Source organism: Danxiaibacter flavus (assembly GCF_041060425.1).
Lineage (GTDB): Bacteria > Bacteroidota > Bacteroidia > Chitinophagales > Chitinophagaceae > Danxiaibacter > Danxiaibacter flavus.
Map to the genome: position 1 here is coordinate 425,581 of NZ_JAULBC010000001.1, position 21,224 is coordinate 446,804.

14 protein-coding genes are annotated in these 21,224 nt (G+C 41.8%); 7 read left to right on the top strand and 7 right to left on the bottom strand.

What is annotated here, in order from left to right; all coding sequences use genetic code 11:
• Positions 1–3: 3 nt before the first annotated feature.
• From QTN47_RS01680 to QTN47_RS01690, 3 genes are all read right to left on the bottom strand, one after another.
• Positions 4–1,458, bottom strand: a complete 1,455-nt coding sequence (locus QTN47_RS01680; RefSeq protein WP_369327572.1) for a sulfatase — start codon at positions 1,456–1,458, stop codon at positions 4–6.
• Positions 1,459–1,891: 433 nt separating this feature from the next.
• Entirely contained in the window at positions 1,892–3,313 is a 1,422-nt protein-coding gene (locus QTN47_RS01685) for a RagB/SusD family nutrient uptake outer membrane protein (protein WP_369327573.1), read from the bottom strand.
• A gap of 10 nt (positions 3,314–3,323) precedes the next feature.
• Positions 3,324–6,383, bottom strand: coding sequence for a SusC/RagA family TonB-linked outer membrane protein (locus QTN47_RS01690; RefSeq protein WP_369327574.1), 3,060 nt, complete (start codon positions 6,381–6,383; stop codon positions 3,324–3,326).
• Between the two features lie 1,449 nt (positions 6,384–7,832).
• Here QTN47_RS01690 and QTN47_RS01695 point away from each other — a divergent pair.
• The 5 genes from QTN47_RS01695 to QTN47_RS01715 all read left to right on the top strand — a co-directional run bounded on the left by QTN47_RS01695 (position 7,833) and on the right by QTN47_RS01715 (position 12,259).
• Positions 7,833–9,659: an RHS repeat-associated core domain-containing protein gene (locus QTN47_RS01695; RefSeq protein ID WP_369327575.1), complete on the top strand. Its 1,827-nt coding sequence runs from the start codon at positions 7,833–7,835 to the stop codon at positions 9,657–9,659.
• A 4-nt stretch (positions 9,660–9,663) separates the two neighbouring features.
• Entirely contained in the window at positions 9,664–9,999 is a 336-nt protein-coding gene (locus QTN47_RS01700) for a hypothetical protein (protein ID WP_369327576.1), read from the top strand.
• 272 nt (positions 10,000–10,271) lie between these two features.
• Positions 10,272–10,703: a hypothetical protein gene (locus QTN47_RS01705; protein ID WP_369327577.1), complete on the top strand. Its 432-nt coding sequence runs from the start codon at positions 10,272–10,274 to the stop codon at positions 10,701–10,703.
• A gap of 575 nt (positions 10,704–11,278) precedes the next feature.
• The gene (locus tag QTN47_RS01710) at positions 11,279–11,680 is read left to right on the top strand and encodes a helix-turn-helix transcriptional regulator (RefSeq protein ID WP_369327578.1); all 402 of its coding nucleotides are present in this window, start codon (positions 11,279–11,281) and stop codon (positions 11,678–11,680) included.
• 297 nt (positions 11,681–11,977) lie between these two features.
• The gene (locus tag QTN47_RS01715) at positions 11,978–12,259 is read left to right on the top strand and encodes an Rdx family protein (RefSeq protein WP_369327579.1); all 282 of its coding nucleotides are present in this window, start codon (positions 11,978–11,980) and stop codon (positions 12,257–12,259) included.
• Positions 12,260–13,049: 790 nt separating this feature from the next.
• On the opposite strand, the gene QTN47_RS01720 is transcribed toward QTN47_RS01715, so the two are convergent.
• Entirely contained in the window at positions 13,050–14,387 is a 1,338-nt protein-coding gene (locus tag QTN47_RS01720; RefSeq protein ID WP_369327580.1) for an alginate export family protein, read from the bottom strand.
• A 275-nt stretch (positions 14,388–14,662) separates the two neighbouring features.
• Positions 14,663–17,152, bottom strand: coding sequence for a nitrite reductase large subunit NirB (gene nirB, locus QTN47_RS01725; RefSeq protein ID WP_369327581.1), 2,490 nt, complete (start codon positions 17,150–17,152; stop codon positions 14,663–14,665).
• Positions 17,153–17,326: 174 nt separating this feature from the next.
• On the opposite strand from nirB, the gene cobA reads away from it, so the two are divergent.
• Positions 17,327–18,091: a uroporphyrinogen-III C-methyltransferase gene (gene cobA, locus QTN47_RS01730; RefSeq protein ID WP_369327582.1), complete on the top strand. Its 765-nt coding sequence runs from the start codon at positions 17,327–17,329 to the stop codon at positions 18,089–18,091.
• Positions 18,092–18,221: 130 nt separating this feature from the next.
• Positions 18,222–18,911: a Crp/Fnr family transcriptional regulator gene (locus tag QTN47_RS01735; protein ID WP_369327583.1), complete on the top strand. Its 690-nt coding sequence runs from the start codon at positions 18,222–18,224 to the stop codon at positions 18,909–18,911.
• A gap of 216 nt (positions 18,912–19,127) precedes the next feature.
• Here QTN47_RS01735 and QTN47_RS01740 read toward each other — a convergent pair whose 3' ends face one another.
• Both QTN47_RS01740 and QTN47_RS01745 read right to left on the bottom strand, forming a co-directional pair.
• The gene (locus tag QTN47_RS01740; RefSeq protein WP_369327584.1) at positions 19,128–19,763 is read right to left on the bottom strand and encodes a bifunctional 4-hydroxy-2-oxoglutarate aldolase/2-dehydro-3-deoxy-phosphogluconate aldolase; all 636 of its coding nucleotides are present in this window, start codon (positions 19,761–19,763) and stop codon (positions 19,128–19,130) included.
• Positions 19,764–20,199: 436 nt separating this feature from the next.
• Positions 20,200–21,186 carry a 2-dehydro-3-deoxygalactonokinase gene (locus tag QTN47_RS01745; protein WP_369327585.1) on the bottom strand — a complete coding sequence of 329 codons (987 nt, stop codon included), beginning with the start codon at positions 21,184–21,186 and terminating at the stop codon, positions 20,200–20,202.
• Positions 21,187–21,224: the final 38 nt, after the last annotated feature.

Consider the following 21,224-nt stretch of genomic DNA (forward strand, 5'->3'; position numbering starts at 1 on the left):
TTTTTAATTTTTTAAAGTAGCAGCGTTTGCTGTTTGATTGTTCTTAACCGGGAGTTTGGCATTTACTTCAGAAAGCCATGCCCGTAATTTCTTTTCCAATGCTGTGGCCTGTGCCTGATGGGTTGTGTAAATGTTGCGTTGTTCCAGCGGATCACTCTTAAGATCATATAACTCAAAAGGTGTATCATCATAATACCTGATCAACTTAAAGTCTCCGGAACGGACAATGCTATACGGTGTCACATCCTTACCGCGATAATGCGGAAAATGCCAGAACAGATCTTCTGCGCGTTTTGTTTTCGGCTCAAGCAATAAGGGCAGAATACTATTGCCATCCTCCAGTTTTTGATCGCCACCGGACAGGTTCACAATAGTAGCCGCAATATCCATTGTTATAACCGGCTGATCAATTATTGCTGGCTTTTGTAGATGTTGCTTCCAGTAAACGATCAATGGAATTTTAATGCCGCCTTCATACGGATAACCCTTGCCGCTGCGCAAACCAAGATTGTTGGTCACCGGCAATAGTCCCCCGTTATCTGATGTAAAGATGATGACCGTGTTCTCCAATAAATGCAGGCTGTCCAGCGCCTTAACCAGCTTACCCACATTTTGATCGAGACTTTCTATCATAGCGGCATACACTGGATTGTTCTGCTCTCCCGCCTTCTTTTGCTTGTATTTTTCTACAAGTTCTTTCTTGCCTTCCAATGGTGTGTGAACAGCATAAGGTGCACAATTGACGTAAAACGGTTTGTTTTTATGCTGAGCGATAAAGTTAATAAGTTCATCACCCAATCTGTCTGTCAGATACTCGCCTTGTCTTCGTGGTGCAAGCGTGGCAATATTGTACTTCACGCTATCCTTATTGTAATTTTCATAAGGATCAAAATAGGAGGGAGGCTGCCCAAGGTCGGAGCCGCCGATGTTGTAATCAAATCCCTGTTGGGTTGGATACCATTTCTCCGGCCCGAGGTGCCACTTCCCAATGTGAAGGGTTGTGTAGCCATTTTGTTTCAATCGCTCGGCAATAGTAGTTTCTTTCAGTTCCATAAACAATGGATTTGGCGGACAGCTTAACGGTTTACCCTTTGTGTTGACATAATCAATTGGATTTTGATCGTTGACAACTTTCCCTCCCTGGAAGTCCGCCAGGATCCAGTCGGTAATGCCAATCCGAGCGGGATACTTTCCTGTCATCAGCGCCGCCCGCGTGGGAGAACAGATGGCTGCAGCAGCATACGCATTGGTAAAGCGTATACCATTAGCAGCTAATGCGTCAATATTTGGTGTTTCGTAATAAGTGCTTCCATTGGCTCCAATGTCAGCATAGCCCATGTCATCCACCAATATGGTAATAATATTCGGCTTTGTGCGTTTGTCATCCTTTGTTTGTGCGCTTATCGTTTGTAGTAACAAAAACTGCACTAACACAAAAGCAATCAGAATCTTTTTCATGTATTGGTCTTATTTAAACAATAACAAAGTGGCGATGTATTATAAGTTTAAAGTACTTCGTTACATTCAGAAAATAAACAATCATTTGAATTGAGTTCTTTTTTTTCTTGTTCTTTTGGCTTGATCCAAAAGAACCAAAAGATCAAGGCAAACCCGATGCCTCCGGCCGTTTTGCCCGGCCAACGCCTCTCCAAAGTGCATCTTGCCTTATTATTGCGGTATTGCGCTACATTCTTTCTTCGAAGAACCGCAACTTCTACACCCCTTCTAACAGTGGCCTTAAGCAGTGTTGCAATCAGTGATCTATATTCTAGCTTTCAGCTATGTTGCCAGCTAGCGATAAACACAAACTGCTTCACCTGCGTACTTCGTACCTCGTAACTCGTACTTCCCCCCACATCGTACACCGTACATCTAACGTCGTACATCCCCATCACTTATATCCTTCATTCTGCACCAAATTCGGATTTCTGTCTATCTCACTTTGCGGCAAAGGATACAGCACCTGGTAATCAAAAGCAACCTTTCCTCTTGCTTTTGCATACTCAATAAATTTTCCATGACGGATCAGATCTTGTCTGCGTAATTCCTCAGAGAAAAACTCCCAGCCTCTTTCTTTCAGCAAATGGGCGCGCAATGCATCTTTGCCTGGAAAGTCACTGAGTTTGAGTAGTGCTACTTTAGCTTTTTCACGAACGGCGTTAATAAGATCAATCGATTCTTGGTTGGGGCCACTTAATTCATTCAATGCCTCAGCTCTTGTAAGAAGAATGTCTGCATATCTGATGACAGGAAAGTCGTTGCCCATGCTTTCACCTGTTGCTGAAAGGTCTTCCCTGAACTTAAAGCTGCGTTTATCATCTGTACCGAGTATAATGGTTTTGCCGTTGATATCTTCATACTGTGTAAGAAAAGCTTCCCTTCGCTGATCTGCCGGATCGAACGTATCGTAGAAAGCTGACAACGTCTTTAACTGTGTAGCATAGTTTGTTTTAGGGGGAGCCTTGAATTTATAGTTCGGTGGCGCAGCATGCGGCAGGTAATTGTCTCCCAATCCTGGCTGGGCAATGTTTGGCCTTATGTAAATAAACTCAGTGTTCTTTTCATTTTTTACATCAAAAAGATCTGTGCGGTTTGCTCCGTCAAATAACTTGTAAACTCCCAAGTCTATTACCTTCTTCGCATAATCCGCAGCCTTCTGCCAGTCTTTGTTGTTCAGATAGAATTTGGCCAGCTGAGATAACGCGGCACCCTTTGTGGCGCGCCCGTATTGCGGTGCAACAACAGGAAGAATATCACTTACTTCCTGGAACTCGGTCGTTACAAATTGTATAAATTCTTCTTTCGTGGCACGGGAAGGTCTGTCGTCACTGCTGTTATTGCTTGATGTCATCAGCGGTGTCGGACCAAAAAGATCATACAGAATAACGTAGGCACTCGCTCTCAGGAAGCGCGCTTCTGCCACGATCTGTTTTTTTCTGTCATCATTCATTGGTATGGCAGGAACCTGGTCCAGCACAAGATTTGCGCGGTAAATGGTTTGATAGTGTATGGTCCATGCTGTTGCAAAGAACTCGTGAGAGGCATTCCAGGTAAAATCTTCCAACGGTTGAGCGAGACTTCTTAAACCGCCTTCCCTGTCTATAAGTATGTCACTGGTTACTTCCGCCATTAACAGGTAATTGCGGAACCCGCGGCGCTGCTCAGACGAGTAAACTGAATTTAACAGGGATTCCGCGTCATCTGCTTTTGTGAAGAAATTATCCGGTCCAAAAGATGAATAAACATCTTCCTGCAAAGGTTTCTCGCAGCTTACCAGTTGTATTAATATAAGTAGTGCAAATATTCTTTTCATGATCTTAAGTTTAAAAGGTTACGTTGATGCCGGCAGTATAGATCTTCGTCAAGGGGTAAGCGTTATAATCTGCTCTTACATTCGAAGTGCCGAATGCACTCACTTCCGGATCTGATCCTGTATAGTTTGTTATAGTAAACAGGTTTTGCGCGATTACATATACCTGGGCGCCTTTGAATACCCTGCTGTTTTTAAATGGAAAGGAATAGCCTAATTGTACATTCTTCAATCTTACGTAAGAAGCATCTTCAACCGCGCGATTGTTGATGTTGGTCGCGTATGCCACTGATGGTGCAATGCCCGATGAGTTTTTATTGGTTGGGTTCTGCGGCGTCCATCTGTCCGTATACGATTCTGCCAACCTGTTTCTTCTGAATGAATTTGGATTCTCGGATTCTGTTCTGTTCAGGTTAAACACACTGCTTCCCTGCACGCCCTGAAAGAAGAATGAAAGACTAAATCCTTTGTATGAAAAATCATTGTTAATGCCCCATGTAAAATCCGGAAACGGTGTGCCTAATATTGTTCTGTCTGCAGTGGTGATTTGTCCATCGTTGTTAACATCCCTGTACTTGTATTCGCCGGGTTTTGACAACGGTTGTGCAGAGCCTGCAATATTGTCTTTCTCCTGGAATACACCGTCAACAATATATCCGTAGAATGAATTAAGCGGTGCACCTTTTTGAATGATGGTAAAATCTTTCGAGAAGCCCGCTTCTCCCTGTAATATGTATGGCAGACCGGCAAGGTCAGTTACTTTGTTCTTAATCACTGAAAAGTTGAGTGATGTTCTCCACGAAAATGGTCTTTCTATATTAATCGTGTTAATACCAATTTCAAATCCCCTGTTCTCCATACCGCCAACGTTCTTGTAGGTTGTAGAAAAACCTGTTGTACGTGGAATGGGTAATTGTAATAAAAGATCGCTTGTTTTTTTGTAGAAATAATCCAGCGTACCGCTCAATCTGCCGTTAAAGAATCCGAAATCGACACCCACATTTAATTGGGAAGTAGTTTCCCACTTCAGGTTAGGATTGGGTAACTGGATGGTCGAAATGCCAACATAAGAAGTGCCATCATAAATGGCCTGTCCTTGTGGACCGAGCAGCACCAGTGATTTGTAGCTTCCAATATCCTGGTTGCCGGTTAACCCATAGCTCGCGCGAAGTTTAAGATTGGATAATGCAGTGAAATATTTAAGGAACTGTTCTTCTTTTATTCTCCATCCTGCTGCCACAGAAGGGAAGAAGCCATATTTATTGTTCTCGCCAAATTTGGATGAGCCGTCAATACGCGCAGAAACAGTAAGTAGGTATTTGTCCTGTAAGTTGTAGTTGATTCTTCCGAGATAAGATTGTAATTGATTCTTTGATCTGCCTGAACCAACTGAAAAAGTAGACCTGGAGCCAGCAGCAAGATTGTTATCCAGTAATGCATCAGATGAGAAGTTCTGTGCGCCTGACTGTAATGAATTGTAATCAAACTGCTGATAGGTGTAACCCAGCAATGCTTCAAAACGGTGAATGTTGCTGAATGTCTTAGTGTAACGTCCTGTTAATTCTACAAGATAGTTATTGGCATTGTTTACCTGTGCATCCGCATCACCGTTTGTGCCTTGCGCACGTTTGGTTTGACGACCGATATAACTGTCGCGGCGTGAGCTTTGCCTGTCTGCGCCAAAATTTACTTTAAAAGAAAGATCAGGGATAACATAGTATTCGCCAAATACATTGCCGAATGTTCTGTTGGTTTCTGCGACATCATATGTTTCGTTTGCCAGTGCAACAGGATTTTCCAGGTTTACAATTTGTGTCTGGCCATAAGTGCCGTCAGGATTTCTTACCGGTATCGTAGGATCCTGGAAGATAGCTGTATTGATAACGCCTGCAGATTCATTAATACTTACTCCGTTAGGTACAAAATCATCTTTAACTACACTGGTGTTTAGATTGATACCGAATTTAAATTTAGTGTCGTTATAAGCCAGGTTAACTCTTCCCCCGAAACGCTTGATGCCGGAGCTGATCACCACTCCATCCTGGTTCATATAATTAAGGGATGCGTAGTAGTTTAATTTTTCCTGCCCTCCTGAAAAAGATAATTGCTGGTTTTGTGCATAAGCTTTTCTGAATACCTCCTTCTGCCAGTTGGTGCCATTACCCACAGCCTTAATCTGGTCCTCCATAAACTCCGGCTGTTGGTTTTGTGTAGCCCTCAGATCATTCAAAAGCGCCATGTACTGTTGTGCGGAGAGCATAGGTATGGTATTGGGTACTTCCTGCAAAGATCCGGACGCATTATAGGTCACATTTAGTGCACCTTTGGCGCCCTTTTTTGTAGTGATCATTACCACGCCATTAGCGCCGCGTGAGCCATATATTGCTGTTGCAGAAGCGTCCTTCAATATTTCTACTGATTCTATATCTGCAGGATTCAGTGCATTTAAAGGATTTCTAACAGCGCCATCAGTTGTGATGGGTGAGTTGGGTGTAACCGGAGAGTTGTCTATCGGCAATCCGTCAATAACATACAATGGCTCATTGTTTGCGTTGATGGAGTTGGCGCCTCTGATCCTTATAGAAACGCCACCTCCAGGCTCTGCACTGGATTGGGTTACCTGCACACCGGGAGCACGGCCGCTGATCAGTTGATCAACTGAAGCCTGCATGCCTTTATTGAAATCTTTTGATGTGATGGACGAAACAGATCCTGTTACATCTTTTTTGCGTTGCGTACCATAGCCCACTACAACAACGCCTGCGAGTGTGGCAACCTCCTGGTCAAGGGTAACGGTGATGGCATTGTCGTTGATCAGCCGCACTTCTTTTCTTTTAAATCCTTCGCCGGAAAAAACAAGCGTTGCGTCTGATGAAGATGAAATAGAGTAGTTGCCGTCTTTATCGGTAGCGGTTCCTTTGCGGCTGCCTTTTACAAATACACTGATGCCTTCCAAAGGCTCTCCTTTTGCAGAGGCAACTTTGCCGGAAGTTGTTACCGGCTGTGTGGATTGAGACATAACTGTAAATGGAACAAGCAGTAGTACACTTATCCATGTAAGCAGTTTTTTCATAAGTTTGTTTTGTTTTAAATGACACAATAAGGCCCTTGCAGGTATGCTGTCAACATTCTGCAGGATTCACGTCCGGGCCTTTAACCGGGACCGTAGCTGCTCCAACAATTGCGGTCCCTTTTTTACCTTATCAATATATGAAGGCCAGATGGCCACCCTCTGATACGAATTACACCACCGTATGTATGCGGTTGCATTAGCTTGATTTATTGAGATTGCTTAAGTGTTAGAAGAGAAGGAACAGATCAGCAGCAACAACAGACAAAAGAATTAACCCTATCATTAATGGAAACGAATTGTACGCGGGGAGCTGTAGTTGTCGGTTGCATCACGGTTAAATTACTAGTTAAATAAATGGAATAGCTAATGCTATCGATTGTATTTAACGCGAATGTAATTAAAATCTACTAAATTGATAGACTTTGTGGAATTTAATTTTTGAATTGCTTATAATCAGTCAATGTAAGATGTTAGATGCCCGCCCGTACCGACGGCACGTTCGGGCGGGTACGGTGTACGATGTGAGATAAAGTGCGAGTTACGAAGTACGCAGGTGCGGGAGGTTGCAAATGTTGCCGTCTCGTGACTTGGACGAAAGCAAGATTAGAGTGCTAATCATAGACTGAATCATTGCGTAAAGCTAATGTTGAACCAGCACGGAGCCCCCGTTGTTGGTATGCCGCAGAGAATATGAGCGCTGTGTACCAATAACAAATAGTGCTAATAATAAATAAGCGGACGATGATTCCTTTTTTGGCACAGTCACCGCGGCGCGAACTTCGTCGCAAAGTCTCCTCGCTGGTTATGTGTGATGGATAGGGACTTTGCGAAATTGTAGCAGGCTCATCAAATAAGAACTATCTTACTATTTTATGTTATCGGATAGTTCTTCATAAATTTATTTCTTCTCCTGAAGATTAGAGTGCTAATCATAGACTGAATCATTGCGTAAAGCTGATGTTGAACCAGCACGGAGCCCGCCGTTGTTGGTATGCCGCAGAGAATATGAGCGTAGCGTACCAACAACAAGTAGTACTTATATGAAATAAGCTGCCTAGATGGTTCCTTTTTAGCTCAGTTACCGCGGCAAGAACTTCCTCGCAAAGCATCCTCGCTGGCTATGTGTGATGGGCAGCGAGGATACTTTGCAAAATTGTAGCAGACTCATCAAATAAGAACTATCTTACTATTTTGCGTTATCGAATGCTTCTTCATAAATTTATTTCTTCTCCTTAACGCAAAGTCCCAGGCATTTGCACAAACCTCTGATGGAGACTTTGCGGAGAAGAAAGTCTCCTCGCTGGCTATGTGTGATGGGCAAGGACTTTGCGAAATTGTAGCAGACTTATCAGGTAAGAAACATCTTACTATTTTATGTTATCGGATAGTTCTTTATAAATCTATTTCTTCTCCTAAACGCAAAGTCCCAGGCATTCGCACAAAGCTCTGATGGAGACTTTGCGGAGAAGAAAATGGCAAACAATAAACAATACAGGTGGTAACCTGGAGAGAATAACCTATGACGCCAATGGCAATATACTCACCCTGCGACGTGATGGACAGAAGAATAAGACGGATATGGATAAGCTGAAGTATAATTATATTGCCGGAACCAACAAGCTTGATTATATACAAGATACTGTCACAAACACATGGTATACCGAAGATATGGATGGCCAAAGCGCGGGTAATTATTCGTATGATGCAATTGGTAACCTGGTAAAAGACAACCAGGAAGGAATCAGCAATATTGACTGGACGGTATATGGAAAAATTAAACAAATAACCAAAACCAACGGTACAGTAATAAGCTATACCTACGATGCGGCCGGCAACCGGATAAGCAAAGTTGTGGGGGCAGATACCACCTGGTATGTACGCGACGCGCAGGGAAATGTACTAAGTGTATACAACAGCGTAAATGGCCTTACACAGCAGGAAGTGGATTTGTATGGAAGCAGTCGCTTGGGGTTATGGAAACCGGAGATTAATGTGAAAAATCCTGTTACAAACCAGGAGACACCTATGACATTGTTGGGTAATGGCTATTCACTTAACTTTACAAGAGGCAAAAAGATCTTTGAACTAAGCAATCACCTGGGTAACGTGCTTTCTACGGTAAGTGATAAGCATTTGCAACACACCAGCAATGGCGGTAACTCTATGGATTATTATTATGCCGATTTTGTGAGTGGACAAGATTATACGCCTTTTGGAATGGTAATGGTGAATAGGTATTTGAATACAGATAAATATAGGTATGGGTTTAATGGTAAGGAGATGGATAATGACATTAAAGCCAAGGCTAATGCCTATGACTTCGGCGCTAGAATTTATGATCCAAGAATTGGCACCTTTACCAGTGTTGATCCTTATGCAGGCATGTTTTCGTCAGAAACTCCTTACATGTTTGCTGGGGCAAACCCAGTTAACATGACTGACTACAATGGAATGTTTAAGATTTCTCCATTTTTTGTTAAGAGATATCCCACTTTGGCAAAGTATTTAGGAACAATATTGCCAGCATTGCAAAGAAATACTACAATACGTGATGAGTGGATATATAGTATGAGGTTTGAAAAGGGGCTGGGAATAAAAATCTGGAATGAATTATTGACATATGGTTCTGGCCCTTATATAACTCCATTTAGACCTGATGAAGAATTTAAAGGAGGTCTCCAAGGTCAATTAAATGTCTTCGCATTTGGGCAGGCTCGCGGTGGAAGAGAAGGAGACATTTATGGGTATCCTGATAACCTATCTATTGGATTCAGCTTTTTTGATGATCTTGAAGCAGCGCTTAAATCTGGTGATGGAAAAGAGATTGGCTATAGGATGTTTTTGGTGCACATCATGGTTATGCATGAAGGCGGGCATTGGGCTCGCAGCAGGGCGGGTTTAAGTGCCAGAAGGGGAAGATTGGAAGATGGAGCAATGTCTGAAGAAGGTGTTTTTGGTCGGCGGTTCAATTATACGGGGCGCGTTAAAGGTGGGGACCCTGATGCATTGAATACACAAGAGGCTGCCAATTTTTATAATTCAACGGTTAATGGATTAATCAATAATAAAGCAGGTTTATACATACCAACCATTCCATTGTGTTTGTCAGTTGATCAATTGAAAAATAGACCGACACCAAAAGGACAAGCGGGTGACCCTACTGTTAAGGACAATGGTGATAATGAAAATGGTACTCCTCGTAAACATAGTTTTTCTTATGACTATGGGACTAATGACGACTTTTACTACAAGCCAAACTGGAATCCTACAAAATAATTATATGAACAAAATAATAAAGGTCTTTTTTGTTTTGCCTACGATTCTCCTTGGTTGTAAGTCTAGAAATGTACAAACGGAGTGCAATATGCTTTCTGAAAAAGTATGCAATTATTATGGACAGTTACTAAACAAGGGGTATTCAAAAGAGTATGCGCAGGCAGCCTGTGATAGTATGCTAATTAGCGATAGTAGACTATACAGAATATGGGTTGAAAAAATGGGACGCCTTGAAAGTGAGTTGCCATATACGAAAGAAACATACGATAGTGTCAAAGTTTTTATACATACACTTTCGGGAAGTTTGGAAAGAATATGCCCAGAATATATTTATAAGTGATCGAGTAGTTCGCCAGATAAGCAAGGATTTTATTCCCCACACAGTCACCGCGGCAAGAACTTCCTCGCAAAGTCTCCTCGCTGGCTATGTGTGATGGGCAGGGACTTTGCGAAATTGGAGCAGACTTATCCAGTAAAATGTACCTTACTATTTTGTGTTATCGATTGGTTGTTCATAAATTTATTTCTTCTCTTAAACGCAAAGTCCCAGGCATTCGCACAAAACCCTGATGGAGACTTTGCGAGGAAGAAAGGAAATGTAAAATGGTACAGATGTATCTAACACCAATGGACGCAGAAAAACGTAAAAGAAATAAGAGAATATTGCTTGGTTTATTAATTTTTTTTATTCTTTTTTTTGCGTTTGGTTTTTATTGGTTCAATTTACTCAAAAAAGATCACAAGTCTACAATAGCAACAATCGAGTATTGTTATTATCAGGGAGGAAGAGGCGGAGCGCAATATGTACATTTCTCATATTGGGTTAACAAAGAACGATATTCTGACAATAAAAGGTTAGGCAATTTTTGTAGAACTGTTACAGAGTTAAATGATAGACTTAAAGGTTTAAAGATAACAGTTTTATACAATTCTAATTTTCCATCTAATTGTTATCTTCTCTGTGTTAAAGATGATTATAGAAAATTTAATATGTTGATGCCAGATAGTTTGTCATGGATGAACGACTTTTTATTATGTCCATAAAGGTATATAAGTCGCTCATCTAGTCCAAGTATGTAAACTAGCGCAAGTATGCAGGGAGGGTAATGAGCGTGGAGTACTTGTGCAGGGTTAAATTGTATGGATGGAATGGGGTTATTTTTGATTGGAAAATGTGTTGTTGAGTTTGTAAGCTGATTTGTAAAGTTAGTGGCAAGTATGATACTGTTTGGCGTATGCTATAGACTTACGGCAAGAAAATGGAGATTTTGAAATGAATAGTTTTAAGGGCTATAGTAATCTATAAGGTCACAGCTTAAAGGATAAAAAGAAAGCCGTTAGCTGATTTCTCAACTAACGGCTTTGTTATTCTGAGTTGTTATATGTTTATACTGTAGCGCAAGCTTTTGCGTTTAAAATCTCAGGTAAGGGCATCACTAACACGTTTGGTGCGAGGTTCCGCAGGGTCACCTCGTGTCCACTAATTTTCTTCCGATTGCATCGGGATTAACGATGTGATTTTTGCTTCCGTAAGTTTTTTCTTTGCAAGTCTCTGCTAAACATGTCACTCGCTGTGCTTTATGGTATTTTATTATATTTGTCTCCAACTCATCATAAATATGGAAAAAGCAATCCACCAGGGGCGCAACATAAAACGTTTCAGAGAAATGCTTGGGATCAAACAAGAAGCGTTGGCATTGGAACTGGGCGAAGACTGGAATCAAAGGAAAATATCTCTGTTAGAACAAAAAGAAGAGGTCGACGAACAGTTGCTGAAACAAATTGCCAGCGTACTGAAAGTGCCTGTTGAGGCAATAAAGAATTTTGACACGGAGCAGGCTATTCACAACATAAACAACAACTTCCACGATAACGCGATTCAAAATCAAATTAATCCGATTGAAAGAATCATTGAGTTGTATGAAGTAAAAATTGTTGCGCTTTATGAACGACTATTGCAAGCGGAAAAAGAGAAAAATGACTTGCTTGAGCGAGTATTGGATAAGCTAAAGCAAATGTAGGCTGTTGCAGTTTTTCATTTTCCGCAAAATCTCTCCGAGAGCTTCTTCGCAAAACCCTTTCCCATCTGTATGTGATGGGCAGGCACTTTGCGAAATTGTAACAGACTCATCTAGTAAGAAGTGCCTTACTATTTTATCTTATCGAACGGTTTTTCATGAATTTAGTTCTTCCCCTAAACCAAAATCCCTGATGTTCTCATTAATCCTGAGTAAAGTTATTGATGCTGATTTCTTCATTTTTAAGGATAAAAGTTCTCCGTGCCAGAATGCAATACCTTTGCCATAAGATTATTTGTTATGAAACCAGTGATAACTATCGAATATTGTCCCAAATGCGGATGGATGCTTCGCGCAGCATACATGGCGCAAGAACTGCTTACTACTTTTACGGACGACGTCAAAGGAGTTCTTTTGCAGCCAAGCGAAATAAATGGTCGCTATACCATCTTTTACAACGATGAAAAAATATTCGATAGAAAAGAAGATGGTCATTTCCCTGATATCAAAGAATTGAAACAACAAGTGCGTGATAAGGTTAACCCGTACAAGAGTTTGGGACATTCCGATAAGAAGGGGTAAGCGGGCTTAAAGCTTAAAGCCTAAAGCCCAAAGCCCAAAGCTTGAAGCTTGGCGTAACAGGAGAATTCGTTCGAATGCATGGATTTTTTAAGTTGCAGTTTTACTAATTGATTTTATTCTTTTCTTTCGCCCTTTCAGGGCTTGATCCCCATTTATTATCATTCCCAGGGCGTTGCCCTGGGCTAATGCTATGAGGCCTTTAGCCTCAGCCCAATATTTATGATCTCCATGTTTGAAGTTGGGCCCCCATGCCGCAGGCATTTTCTTAAATGTTCTTATATCCCTTCTATACAACTAGTGAATAGTGAATAGTCAATGGTGAAGGGCACAAACTGGCTGAGTAGGCATAAACTACACTAGTCAGCATTAACCCAGGGTGGTAAGGTCTTACACGCCCTTATATGACTTATATGGTTTAAAAAAATTCGCTTCGGTCAGCTTTAGGCTTTGAGCTTTAAGCTTTATCAGTTGTTTACAAAGAAACGTTGGCACGCCCGACACCTTACTTCTATACAACTAGTGAATAGTGAATGGTCAATAGTGAAGGGCACAAACAGGCTGCGTAAGTATAAACTGCTCTAGTCAGTATTAACTCCGAGGTAAATCTTATACTCCCTTATATGCCTTATATGGTTTAAAAAACTTCGCTACGGTCAAATTTAGGCTTATAAGTTGTTTACAGCGTGAGGGTTCATCGCTGAAACTATAATACTTGCATTGCTTGTTATTCTTCAAGCTACATACCTGGTTTCTGCGTTTTAAGGATAAATATTATTGTGTTTTTGAATAGTTATTTAAAAATGAATTCCGGTTTAATATTAATCATTACGTAAGCCCAGTTTGCACCGGCCTTAGCGTTTGGTACATTTTTTACATTAGGTGAGGTGAGCAGCGTTGTGCTAAAGAAATGGCTGTAGCCTCCTTCAATAGAAATTTGTTTGGTGACGTTGTATGTTCCAGTAATGTCAATCTCCTGGCCAAAACTTTTCTTTTTATTGTCGGGAGTTCCGGGGACAATAACGGAGGCGGCACTGCTAAACTGATGAACATCTGCAGTGAGCCAATACTTGTCTGATGGTTTGAATTTGGTTTTTATGTAGTAATCTGTAAGCCCGCCTTTTCCAAACGGACTGGCCGCATAAAAGTAGTCCATCAATCCCCAGAATTTATGCGGCGTTCCATATAGCGGATCAAAGGCGTTGCTTGTTGTGCCATTGCTTCCACCGGTTGTATAATCAACGCCTGCGCCAGTGCTAAAGCTCTTTGTAAAATAATATTGCACAAAACCGCTGAGCAAGCCAGCGCTCAACTGCTGGCCATTTGAATTTTTGCCAAACTGATAATAGGCAGAAGCCGTGGTGCCTATCTTGCCATATTGATTGTTAAAGTAAAATCCCGTTGTAAGCCTTGACCACGTGCCTGCCTGGTAAACTTTTGTGCTGCTGTCAGTATGGTACTTGCTGAATTGATCGCTGAAGAGCAGAAAAGAAGCATTGCCCTTTTGTAATTTTCTGCCGGCGTATAAAAACTCGAAACTTTTATACATGGCGCCACCATTTGTACTTGCTGTGTAATTACCCGGTGGTACTGGATTGTAAACTGTACCGGAGGCATTTTCCTTATTTTGGTTAAAAGCTACACCGGCGTGTAACATCCATTTGTTGCGCTCATATTTAAGAACGCCCGCATCATGTCTTCTCGCTTGTTGTAACCAATCGAGATTGCCTATTAGTCTTTGGTCATCATAAACCAGTTCCTGTCTTCCGACTTTAAAACTGAGAGATTGATCTTTTAAAGTGGTGTCGGTTAATAATATTTCGGCCCACGCTTCGTGAAGCATCAATCCGTTGTTATCTGCGGTGGTTGTTTTGTTGATGGTAGAAACATCCTGCCCCCAAACTCTCGCGTCCTGTATAGTCAGGCCTAATTTAATGCGGTAAGTATTGTATAATAGACCTAGCCTCGTTCGTTGAGATGTGAAGAGTGCAGCTGGTGCATTTTCGGGCAGTGGGGCGCCCTGGCCGTCTCTTAATTCAGTTCTCGTTCGCAGTTGTGCAGCAACGGTAAGTTGTGCCGTGGAGGTTTGATGAATAGCTATGGCTGACAAAAGCGCAGCTATAGCTTTCATGCACAATTTTTTCGTGTACATTCGCTTGGTTTTAAATTGATGGATCGGTTTAAAACTACAGGCCCGTGAAGGTTGCCGCCTAAGCGGGCCATTTTATTTATCAGATGACAAGCATTCGTGTATTATTCTTTTTTAAGTAAGCCTGGTGTTTGAATAAGTACGATTTACGAAGCCTGCCCGAATGAATCGGTTCAGGCGGGTACGAAGTACCCAATTTTGCGGTTGTTTATTTCTTTTCGATATCGTATATAGTGTATCTTATGTAACCGTAATAGCTACCATTGTGCTGCTTTTTTCTGATCTCTCAAACTGTCGAACGTAACGGTTGGATCTTTTTCTTCCGGTGCGTTTACAAAGTGTGAGAATCTTTTGCGCAGATGAGGATTATCAACTACCTCCTTCCATTCACATTGATAGTTGTCTACCAGTTGTTGCATTTCTCTTTCCATTTGTTCTGCAATGCCCAGGCTGTCATTGACTACTACATTGCGCAGGTAGTCTATGCCGCCATCCATTTTGTTCAGCCAGGTTGCAGTGCGTGTAAGCGGGTCGGCCGTCTTAATGTAGAACATCAGGAAGCGGTCAATGTATTTAATGCAGGTCTCGCTGTCTATATCTGTAGCCAGCAATAACGCATGCTGTGGTTTAGATCCGCCATTGCCGCATACATATAAGTTCCAGCCTTTTTCGGTTGCAATAATGCCAAAGTCTTTTGATTGGGCTTCTGCGCATTCGCGGATGCAGCCGGATACCGCGGATTTAATTTTGTGCGGTGCCCTTAGGCCTCTGTATCTTTCTTCTACCTGGATGGCGAAGCTTACGCTATCCTGCAATCCAAACCGGCACCATGTAGATCCTACGCAGCTCTTTACTGTTCGCAATGCTTTACCATATGCGTGCCCGCTTTCAAATCCGGCCTCAATCAACTCTTCCCAAATCAGCGGAAGATCGCTTACATGTGCGCCGAAAAGGTCTATGCGTTGTCCACCCGTAATCTTAGTATATAAGTTATATTTCTTCGCAACCTGTCCTATTACGATTAGTTTGTCCGGCGTAATCTCTCCGCCGGGTATTCTTGGTACAACTGAGTAGGTGCCGCCTTTTTGAATGTTTGCCAGGTAGCGGTCGTTGGAGTCCTGTGCGGTGTCATTGCCTTTTGTCAGGATCATCTCGTTCCACAAGCTCGCGATAATTGAACTGACTACCGGTTTGCAAATTTCACAACCGTCGCCATGTCCAATTGTGTCTATTACTTCATTGAAGGAGGTAAGTTCTTTTAGTTTGATCAGATCATACAGTTCCTGTCTGGAATAGTCAAAGTGCTCACAAATGGTGGTCCGTATATATTTGCCCTGCTGCTTCATTGTGTAAAGCATCAGGTCCTTAAGCATTGGTGCACAGCCTCCGCAACCGGTTCCGGCTTTTGTACATTTTTTTATAGCGTCAACACTCTCGCAGCCGGATGTTACGGCATTGCAGATGTCTTCTTTGGTAATTCCTTCGCAACTGCAGATCAGTGCATCATTCGGCAGGCTCTCAACGCCTGCGGTTTTATTTTCTGAGCTTCTCGACCCAAACAGCAGGTCTTCTGCATTTGCCGGAAGAATGATGTTGTTCTTGCAGGTTTGCAACAGCATGTTGTAGGCTGAGGCATCACCAATTAAAATGCCGCCTAACAGGTACTTGCCGTCCGGAGAAATATTGATTCGTTTGTAAACGCCCTTGCTATTGTCGTTAAATACAACCGTCTTGCATTCGTGTTCGGCGGCGAATGGTGCACCGAAGCTGGCTACATCCACACCAATCAGTTTCAGCTTTGTGCTCATGTCAAATCCCTGAAACTTTCTATCGCCACCGGTAATATGTGTAGCTGCTACTTCAGCCATTTCATAACCCGGTGCAACAAGCCCATAGATCATACTGTTGTATAAAGCGCATTCGCCAATTGCATAAATGCAGTCATCGTTAGTTTGCATAAAATCATTAACAACAATGCCGCCCCGTTGTCCTGTGTTTAATCCACTGTTTTTGGCCAGCTCATCTCTTGGAATAATGCCTGCTGAGATAATAAGGATGTCTGTTTTCAGGTGTGATTGATCTGCAAATTTCAATCCGTCAATACAACCATTTCCGGTTATCTCAGATGTCTGTTTGCTGGTGTGAACGGTGAGGCCCAGTTCTTTTAATTGGGAAGTCAGCACAGATGAAGCGGCTTCGTCTATTTGGCGTGGCATTAGCCTGGGTGCGAATTCTATAACATGCGTGTCGGTTATGCCCAGGTCCAGAAGGGCCTTTGCTGCTTCCAATCCAAGCAGTCCCCCGCCGATAACTGCGCCGGTGCTTGCTTTTTTAGCAAAGTCTGTGATCATTTCCAGATCCTCAATGGTGCGGTAAACAAATACGCCATCTTTTTCCATTCCCGGAATAGATGGTGTAAAAGCTGAAGAGCCGGTCGCCAGCACAAGGTAATCGTACGATTCAATAGTGCCTTTATGGGATTCTATAACCTTGTTTTGTCTGTCAATTTTCTTTACGGGGTCACCTGTATGTAATATTATATTATTTTCTATATACCATGCACCTGGAGCTAATGTCAGGTCCTCTGCAGATTTTCCTGAAAAGAATTCGCTAAGGTGAACCCTGTCATAAGCGGGCCTCACCTCTTCGCCAAAAACTACCAGCTCAATATTCACGCCCTGTTTGGCGATTATTTTCTCGCAGAATTTATATCCAACCATGCCATTTCCTATTACAACAATTTTCATAGTTAGCTATTTGGTTAATAAATTAGTTTTAATAGTAATATTTGTATTGTGATTTAAAAATAATCAAAAATTGATTCAGTAATATTATTAATATCGTATTTAAACAGTTTTTTAATGTAAATGTTGATTGTTTTTTATGGTTTATGATATATTTTTAATAATAAAATGTGTTATATGGAATCAACATTATATTTAACGGGAGCGGGTCCGGGTGATCCGGAGTTGATTACACTAAAGGCTATACGGGTGTTAAAAAAGGCAGATGTTATTTTATATGACGCGTTGGTTAATGAGGAGTTATTGAGTTACGCGTCTCCTTCTGCGCTTAAGGTTTTTGTTGGAAAAAGGTTCGGATGTCATGCTTTGTCTCAGCAGGAAATTAATTTACTTATTATAGAGTATGGTTTAAAGCACAGAAATATCGTCCGTTTAAAAGGAGGCGATCCCTTTGTCTTTGGTCGTGCACAGGAGGAAATTGATACTGCGAGAAGTGCGGGAATGCGTGTGGAAGTGGTGCCGGGAATAAGTAGTGCGTTGGCCGTTCCTGCCGGTTCCATGATTCCGCTTACCTGCCGCGGCGTCAATGAGAGTTTTTGGGTGGCTACAGGCACAACCAAAAGCGGAGAGATTTCTTCCGATGTGTATCTCGCCGCAAAATCGTCCGCGACAATTGTGTTACTTATGGCCATGAGTAAGCTTGAGCAGATAGTGGACATATTCATTGAAGCAGGAAAACGCAATTGCCCCGTAGCAATAATACAGGATGGTACAACCTCACGGCAAAAATCTGTAACCGGTACTATAAATGATATAGCACTTAAAGCTGCTTACGCGGGTATTACCAATCCCGCAATAATAATAATAGGTGAAGTTGTAAATATTAATGCTGTGGATGAAATGGTTCGCCTGCATCCGGATTATGCACGCCAAACCGCTTAAACATTTATTCAATCTTGCATATGCTATTAGCCTAAATTAAATTAATGTAACCGGCAAATTCTAACTTCGTTCTTAGAATATGTATCTTGAGTTTCGGATGTGATCAGGATATTAAAAGAAATTTTTTTACATGAAGAAGAGTAAGGCTGGATGCGATCTGCAAACCTGTTACCTATGCCGTTTATCCATGAAAGAGTGGAAGCCTGCGATTGGTGCGGCCAAAACAAACATTGTTTTAAAGAAAGGCGAAGTATTGTTTAGCGAAGATGAAGAAGTGAAAGGAATGTACTTTGTTTACGACGGAACGATAAAGGTTCATAAAAAATGGGGCGATGATAAGGATTTGCTCTTACGTTTTGCAACCAAAGGAGATATAGTCGGGCACAGAGGGATTGGAAGTGGTAATGTGTATCCGGTATCAGCAACTGCACTTGAATCATCAACAGTCTGCTATGTTGACCTTGACTTCTTCAATGCTTCACTAACCTGCAATCAACACCTGACGCAGGAGTTGCTTAAGTTTTATGCACAGGAACTGTATGAGTCGGAAAAAAATATGCGCAACCTTGCTCATATGCCTGTTAAGGGGCGGCTTGCCAATGCATTCTTGTCTCTCAGGAAAAAATTTGGGGAGACTAAGGACGGCGCTTTGAATATTGAACTCAGTCGCCAGGATCTTGCATCTTACACCGGGGCCACTTATGAGACTGTCTTCAGGATATTAAATGAAATGCTGAATGAAGGTCTTGTGGAAATTGATCGTAAAAAAATCATACTAAAAAAGATTGAAGAGCTGGAAGGGCTGACAATGCCTGAATAGCTTGTTTATTCCTACTCTATATAATCTTATTGTATAAATGTTGGGTTGTTACGACCAGGAACGATGTGCACTTATTCTCTGTGCACCTCAGTGTCTTCTCCGTGTCACTCTGTGTAACCCTATTTCTCTTTTAAAGAAAAGGTATGATTGCTGCCACATTAATAAGCGTAATCGTTAATGCTGTATTTTAAACGCAATTAGTTCTCCATTGTTAATTCACGCATTCATCTTGTACGCAAAAGATTCAAATATTTTCTTCAACCCACTCCAGTCTTCTGTTGCAATCAGCTCTTTGGGGAACAAGCTGCTTCCGAGGCCGAGTGCTTTTGCACCTGCCTGCATAAAGTCGGTACAGTTATCCAGCGTTACTCCTCCCGTAGGCATCAATTTAATCTTGTTCAGCGGCGCAAGAACTTCTTTAATGTATTCTGGTCCCAGCCTTGTTGCCGGAAATATTTTTACCATACTGGCGCCCAGCGTCCATGCTTTATAGATTTCAGTAGGGGTGTAACCTCCCGGGAAAACAGGAATATCTGCATTTACACAAGCCGTAATAACATCTTCATTAACTATTGGTGTTACTATAAATTGAGCGCCGGCCGAGATGGCTGCATCAAGCTCTGCAAGTGTGCAAACAGTGCCTGCGCCAATATTTAAGCGATCTCCAAAATTGTCGGCAATTTCTTTTATGGTGGTTGTGGCTGCAGCGGAGTTCATGGTTATTTCAAGGTTGGTAAGCCCTCCGTCAATATAAGTGCTCACCAGCTTTTGCATAATGTGTAGCGGTAAATTTCTCATGATACCCACTATCGGTACTTTCTCAAATCGTTCCCATGAAAAAGGTGTTTTCATTTGTATCTGTGTTTGCGTTAATTAAAACATTGCTATTTGCAAATATCAATATCTTTTGGTTAAGTATACATTGTCAACTTTGCGAGATGTTTCCTGCCATTCACCATCCTGGCTAATAAAAAAAGTAATCACGCTGCACTTATAGCGACTACATAAGAAAGTCAGCATCCGCATCGTTACCTCGACGGGGAATTTGGTTTGCCACATTCAAAATTATTATGAGAGATCATTACATAAGCTGATTGCCTTCGATTCATTGCCGTCTGCTTTAGCTGACGGACAGTGGTTGATCTTTAAAACCGGGCTTTAGCCCAAAAAAAAGGATTGTGTGGCTAAAGCCATATTCAATTAGTTTCGTTTTCCGTCAGCTAAAGCAGACGGCAATGACGCTCGACATTGACAACTCTTAATTAATCGACATTGATTTGCAATATTACTAACAATATAATTTTTGCGTTCTCTTCCATATATGCACATGTCCCTCAGTTACAGCATTGCCACCGTCAACGATCTGAATGGATACATCCTGCTGTGCAAATAAAAGATTCAATGCAGCCTGGTAGTATTGTGCAAGTGCCGTATTACTCACTATCTGTATAAATGGAAAAGGTTGTTGTTGCAGATCTTTTAATTCAGAACCGATCAGCAAGCCTGTGAGGTAATAGTAATTTTCTTCATTAGTGCATTGTTGAAATAATTGGTTGGTGCGTATGTGAAACAGGTGGTTTAGCAAATTGCCTTGCAGACTTTCTGTAACTCCCTTATTAAAAAAATGCAGATTGTTTCCTGCCGATAGATTGCGGCCTTCAGTAACGCTCACAGAAAGAATGCTTTTTTGGGACAGCAGGTTAAAGATCTCCCCGGTCATATATGTTTTGAATGTAACGACCCTGCCATTGTGTATAGCAATATGTTTGGAGTGTGTTCCGGGAAAAATAAAAAGTTGTTCATGTGTTTCCGCGGCCTGGTGACAGCCTGCGAGTTGTGTCTCTTCTCCGCGCATTACATCGTTACCCGTTCTTGCTCCTGAAATAACGAGCGTCTCATGCGGAAATGAAGTGCTTGCAGGGATCGTGTGTATTGAAAGATCTGATCCGTCCACAAGAAACGGAACGTCCTTATAGGGTAATTCAATCATCCCAATGCTGGAACTGGCCATTCCTGAAATAACAACCGGTACATTCTTCAGTTGAATGTTCTGTTGTTTTTCTAATGCTTCAATTCCATTTCGTATTTGTGCCAGGTAAAACTCCAGGCGGGTGTCAGGTTTTTCGCCTGCTTCTTTCCATTGCTGATAAGTCTGGGTGATTCCTGACTGTGATTCAAATTCGGCTATCGTTGAATTGCTGTCGGTATCAACGAGGCGCAAACGAAAATTTGACGTCCCCCAGTCACAGCTTAAAATAGATTGAGTTGGTTGCATAAACGGAATTTACTGATTTTGTTGTACGAATCCATTCG

Excerpts from the sequence above, each read along its gene's own strand:
- QTN47_RS01700 (WP_369327576.1), top strand. The coding sequence starts at position 9,664 with ATGAACAAAATAATAAAGGTCTTTTTTGTTTTGCCTACGATTCTCCTT.
- QTN47_RS01710 (WP_369327578.1), top strand. The coding sequence starts at position 11,279 with ATGGAAAAAGCAATCCACCAGGGGCGCAACATAAAACGTTTCAGAGAA.
- QTN47_RS01705 (WP_369327577.1), top strand. The coding sequence starts at position 10,272 with ATGTATCTAACACCAATGGACGCAGAAAAACGTAAAAGAAATAAGAGA.
- QTN47_RS01690 (WP_369327574.1), bottom strand. The coding sequence starts at position 6,383 with ATGAAAAAACTGCTTACATGGATAAGTGTACTACTGCTTGTTCCATTT.
- QTN47_RS01745 (WP_369327585.1), bottom strand. The coding sequence starts at position 21,186 with ATGCAACCAACTCAATCTATTTTAAGCTGTGACTGGGGGACGTCAAAT.
- QTN47_RS01685 (WP_369327573.1), bottom strand. The coding sequence starts at position 3,313 with ATGAAAAGAATATTTGCACTACTTATATTAATACAACTGGTAAGCTGC.
- QTN47_RS01735 (WP_369327583.1), top strand. The coding sequence starts at position 18,222 with ATGAAGAAGAGTAAGGCTGGATGCGATCTGCAAACCTGTTACCTATGC.
- QTN47_RS01740 (WP_369327584.1), bottom strand. The coding sequence starts at position 19,763 with ATGAAAACACCTTTTTCATGGGAACGATTTGAGAAAGTACCGATAGTG.
- QTN47_RS01720 (WP_369327580.1), bottom strand. The coding sequence starts at position 14,387 with ATGAAAGCTATAGCTGCGCTTTTGTCAGCCATAGCTATTCATCAAACC.
- cobA (WP_369327582.1), top strand. The coding sequence starts at position 17,327 with ATGGAATCAACATTATATTTAACGGGAGCGGGTCCGGGTGATCCGGAG.
- nirB (WP_369327581.1), bottom strand. The coding sequence starts at position 17,152 with ATGAAAATTGTTGTAATAGGAAATGGCATGGTTGGATATAAATTCTGC.
- QTN47_RS01695 (WP_369327575.1), top strand. The coding sequence starts at position 7,833 with ATGGAGACTTTGCGGAGAAGAAAATGGCAAACAATAAACAATACAGGT.
- QTN47_RS01680 (WP_369327572.1), bottom strand. The coding sequence starts at position 1,458 with ATGAAAAAGATTCTGATTGCTTTTGTGTTAGTGCAGTTTTTGTTACTA.
- QTN47_RS01715 (WP_369327579.1), top strand. The coding sequence starts at position 11,978 with ATGAAACCAGTGATAACTATCGAATATTGTCCCAAATGCGGATGGATG.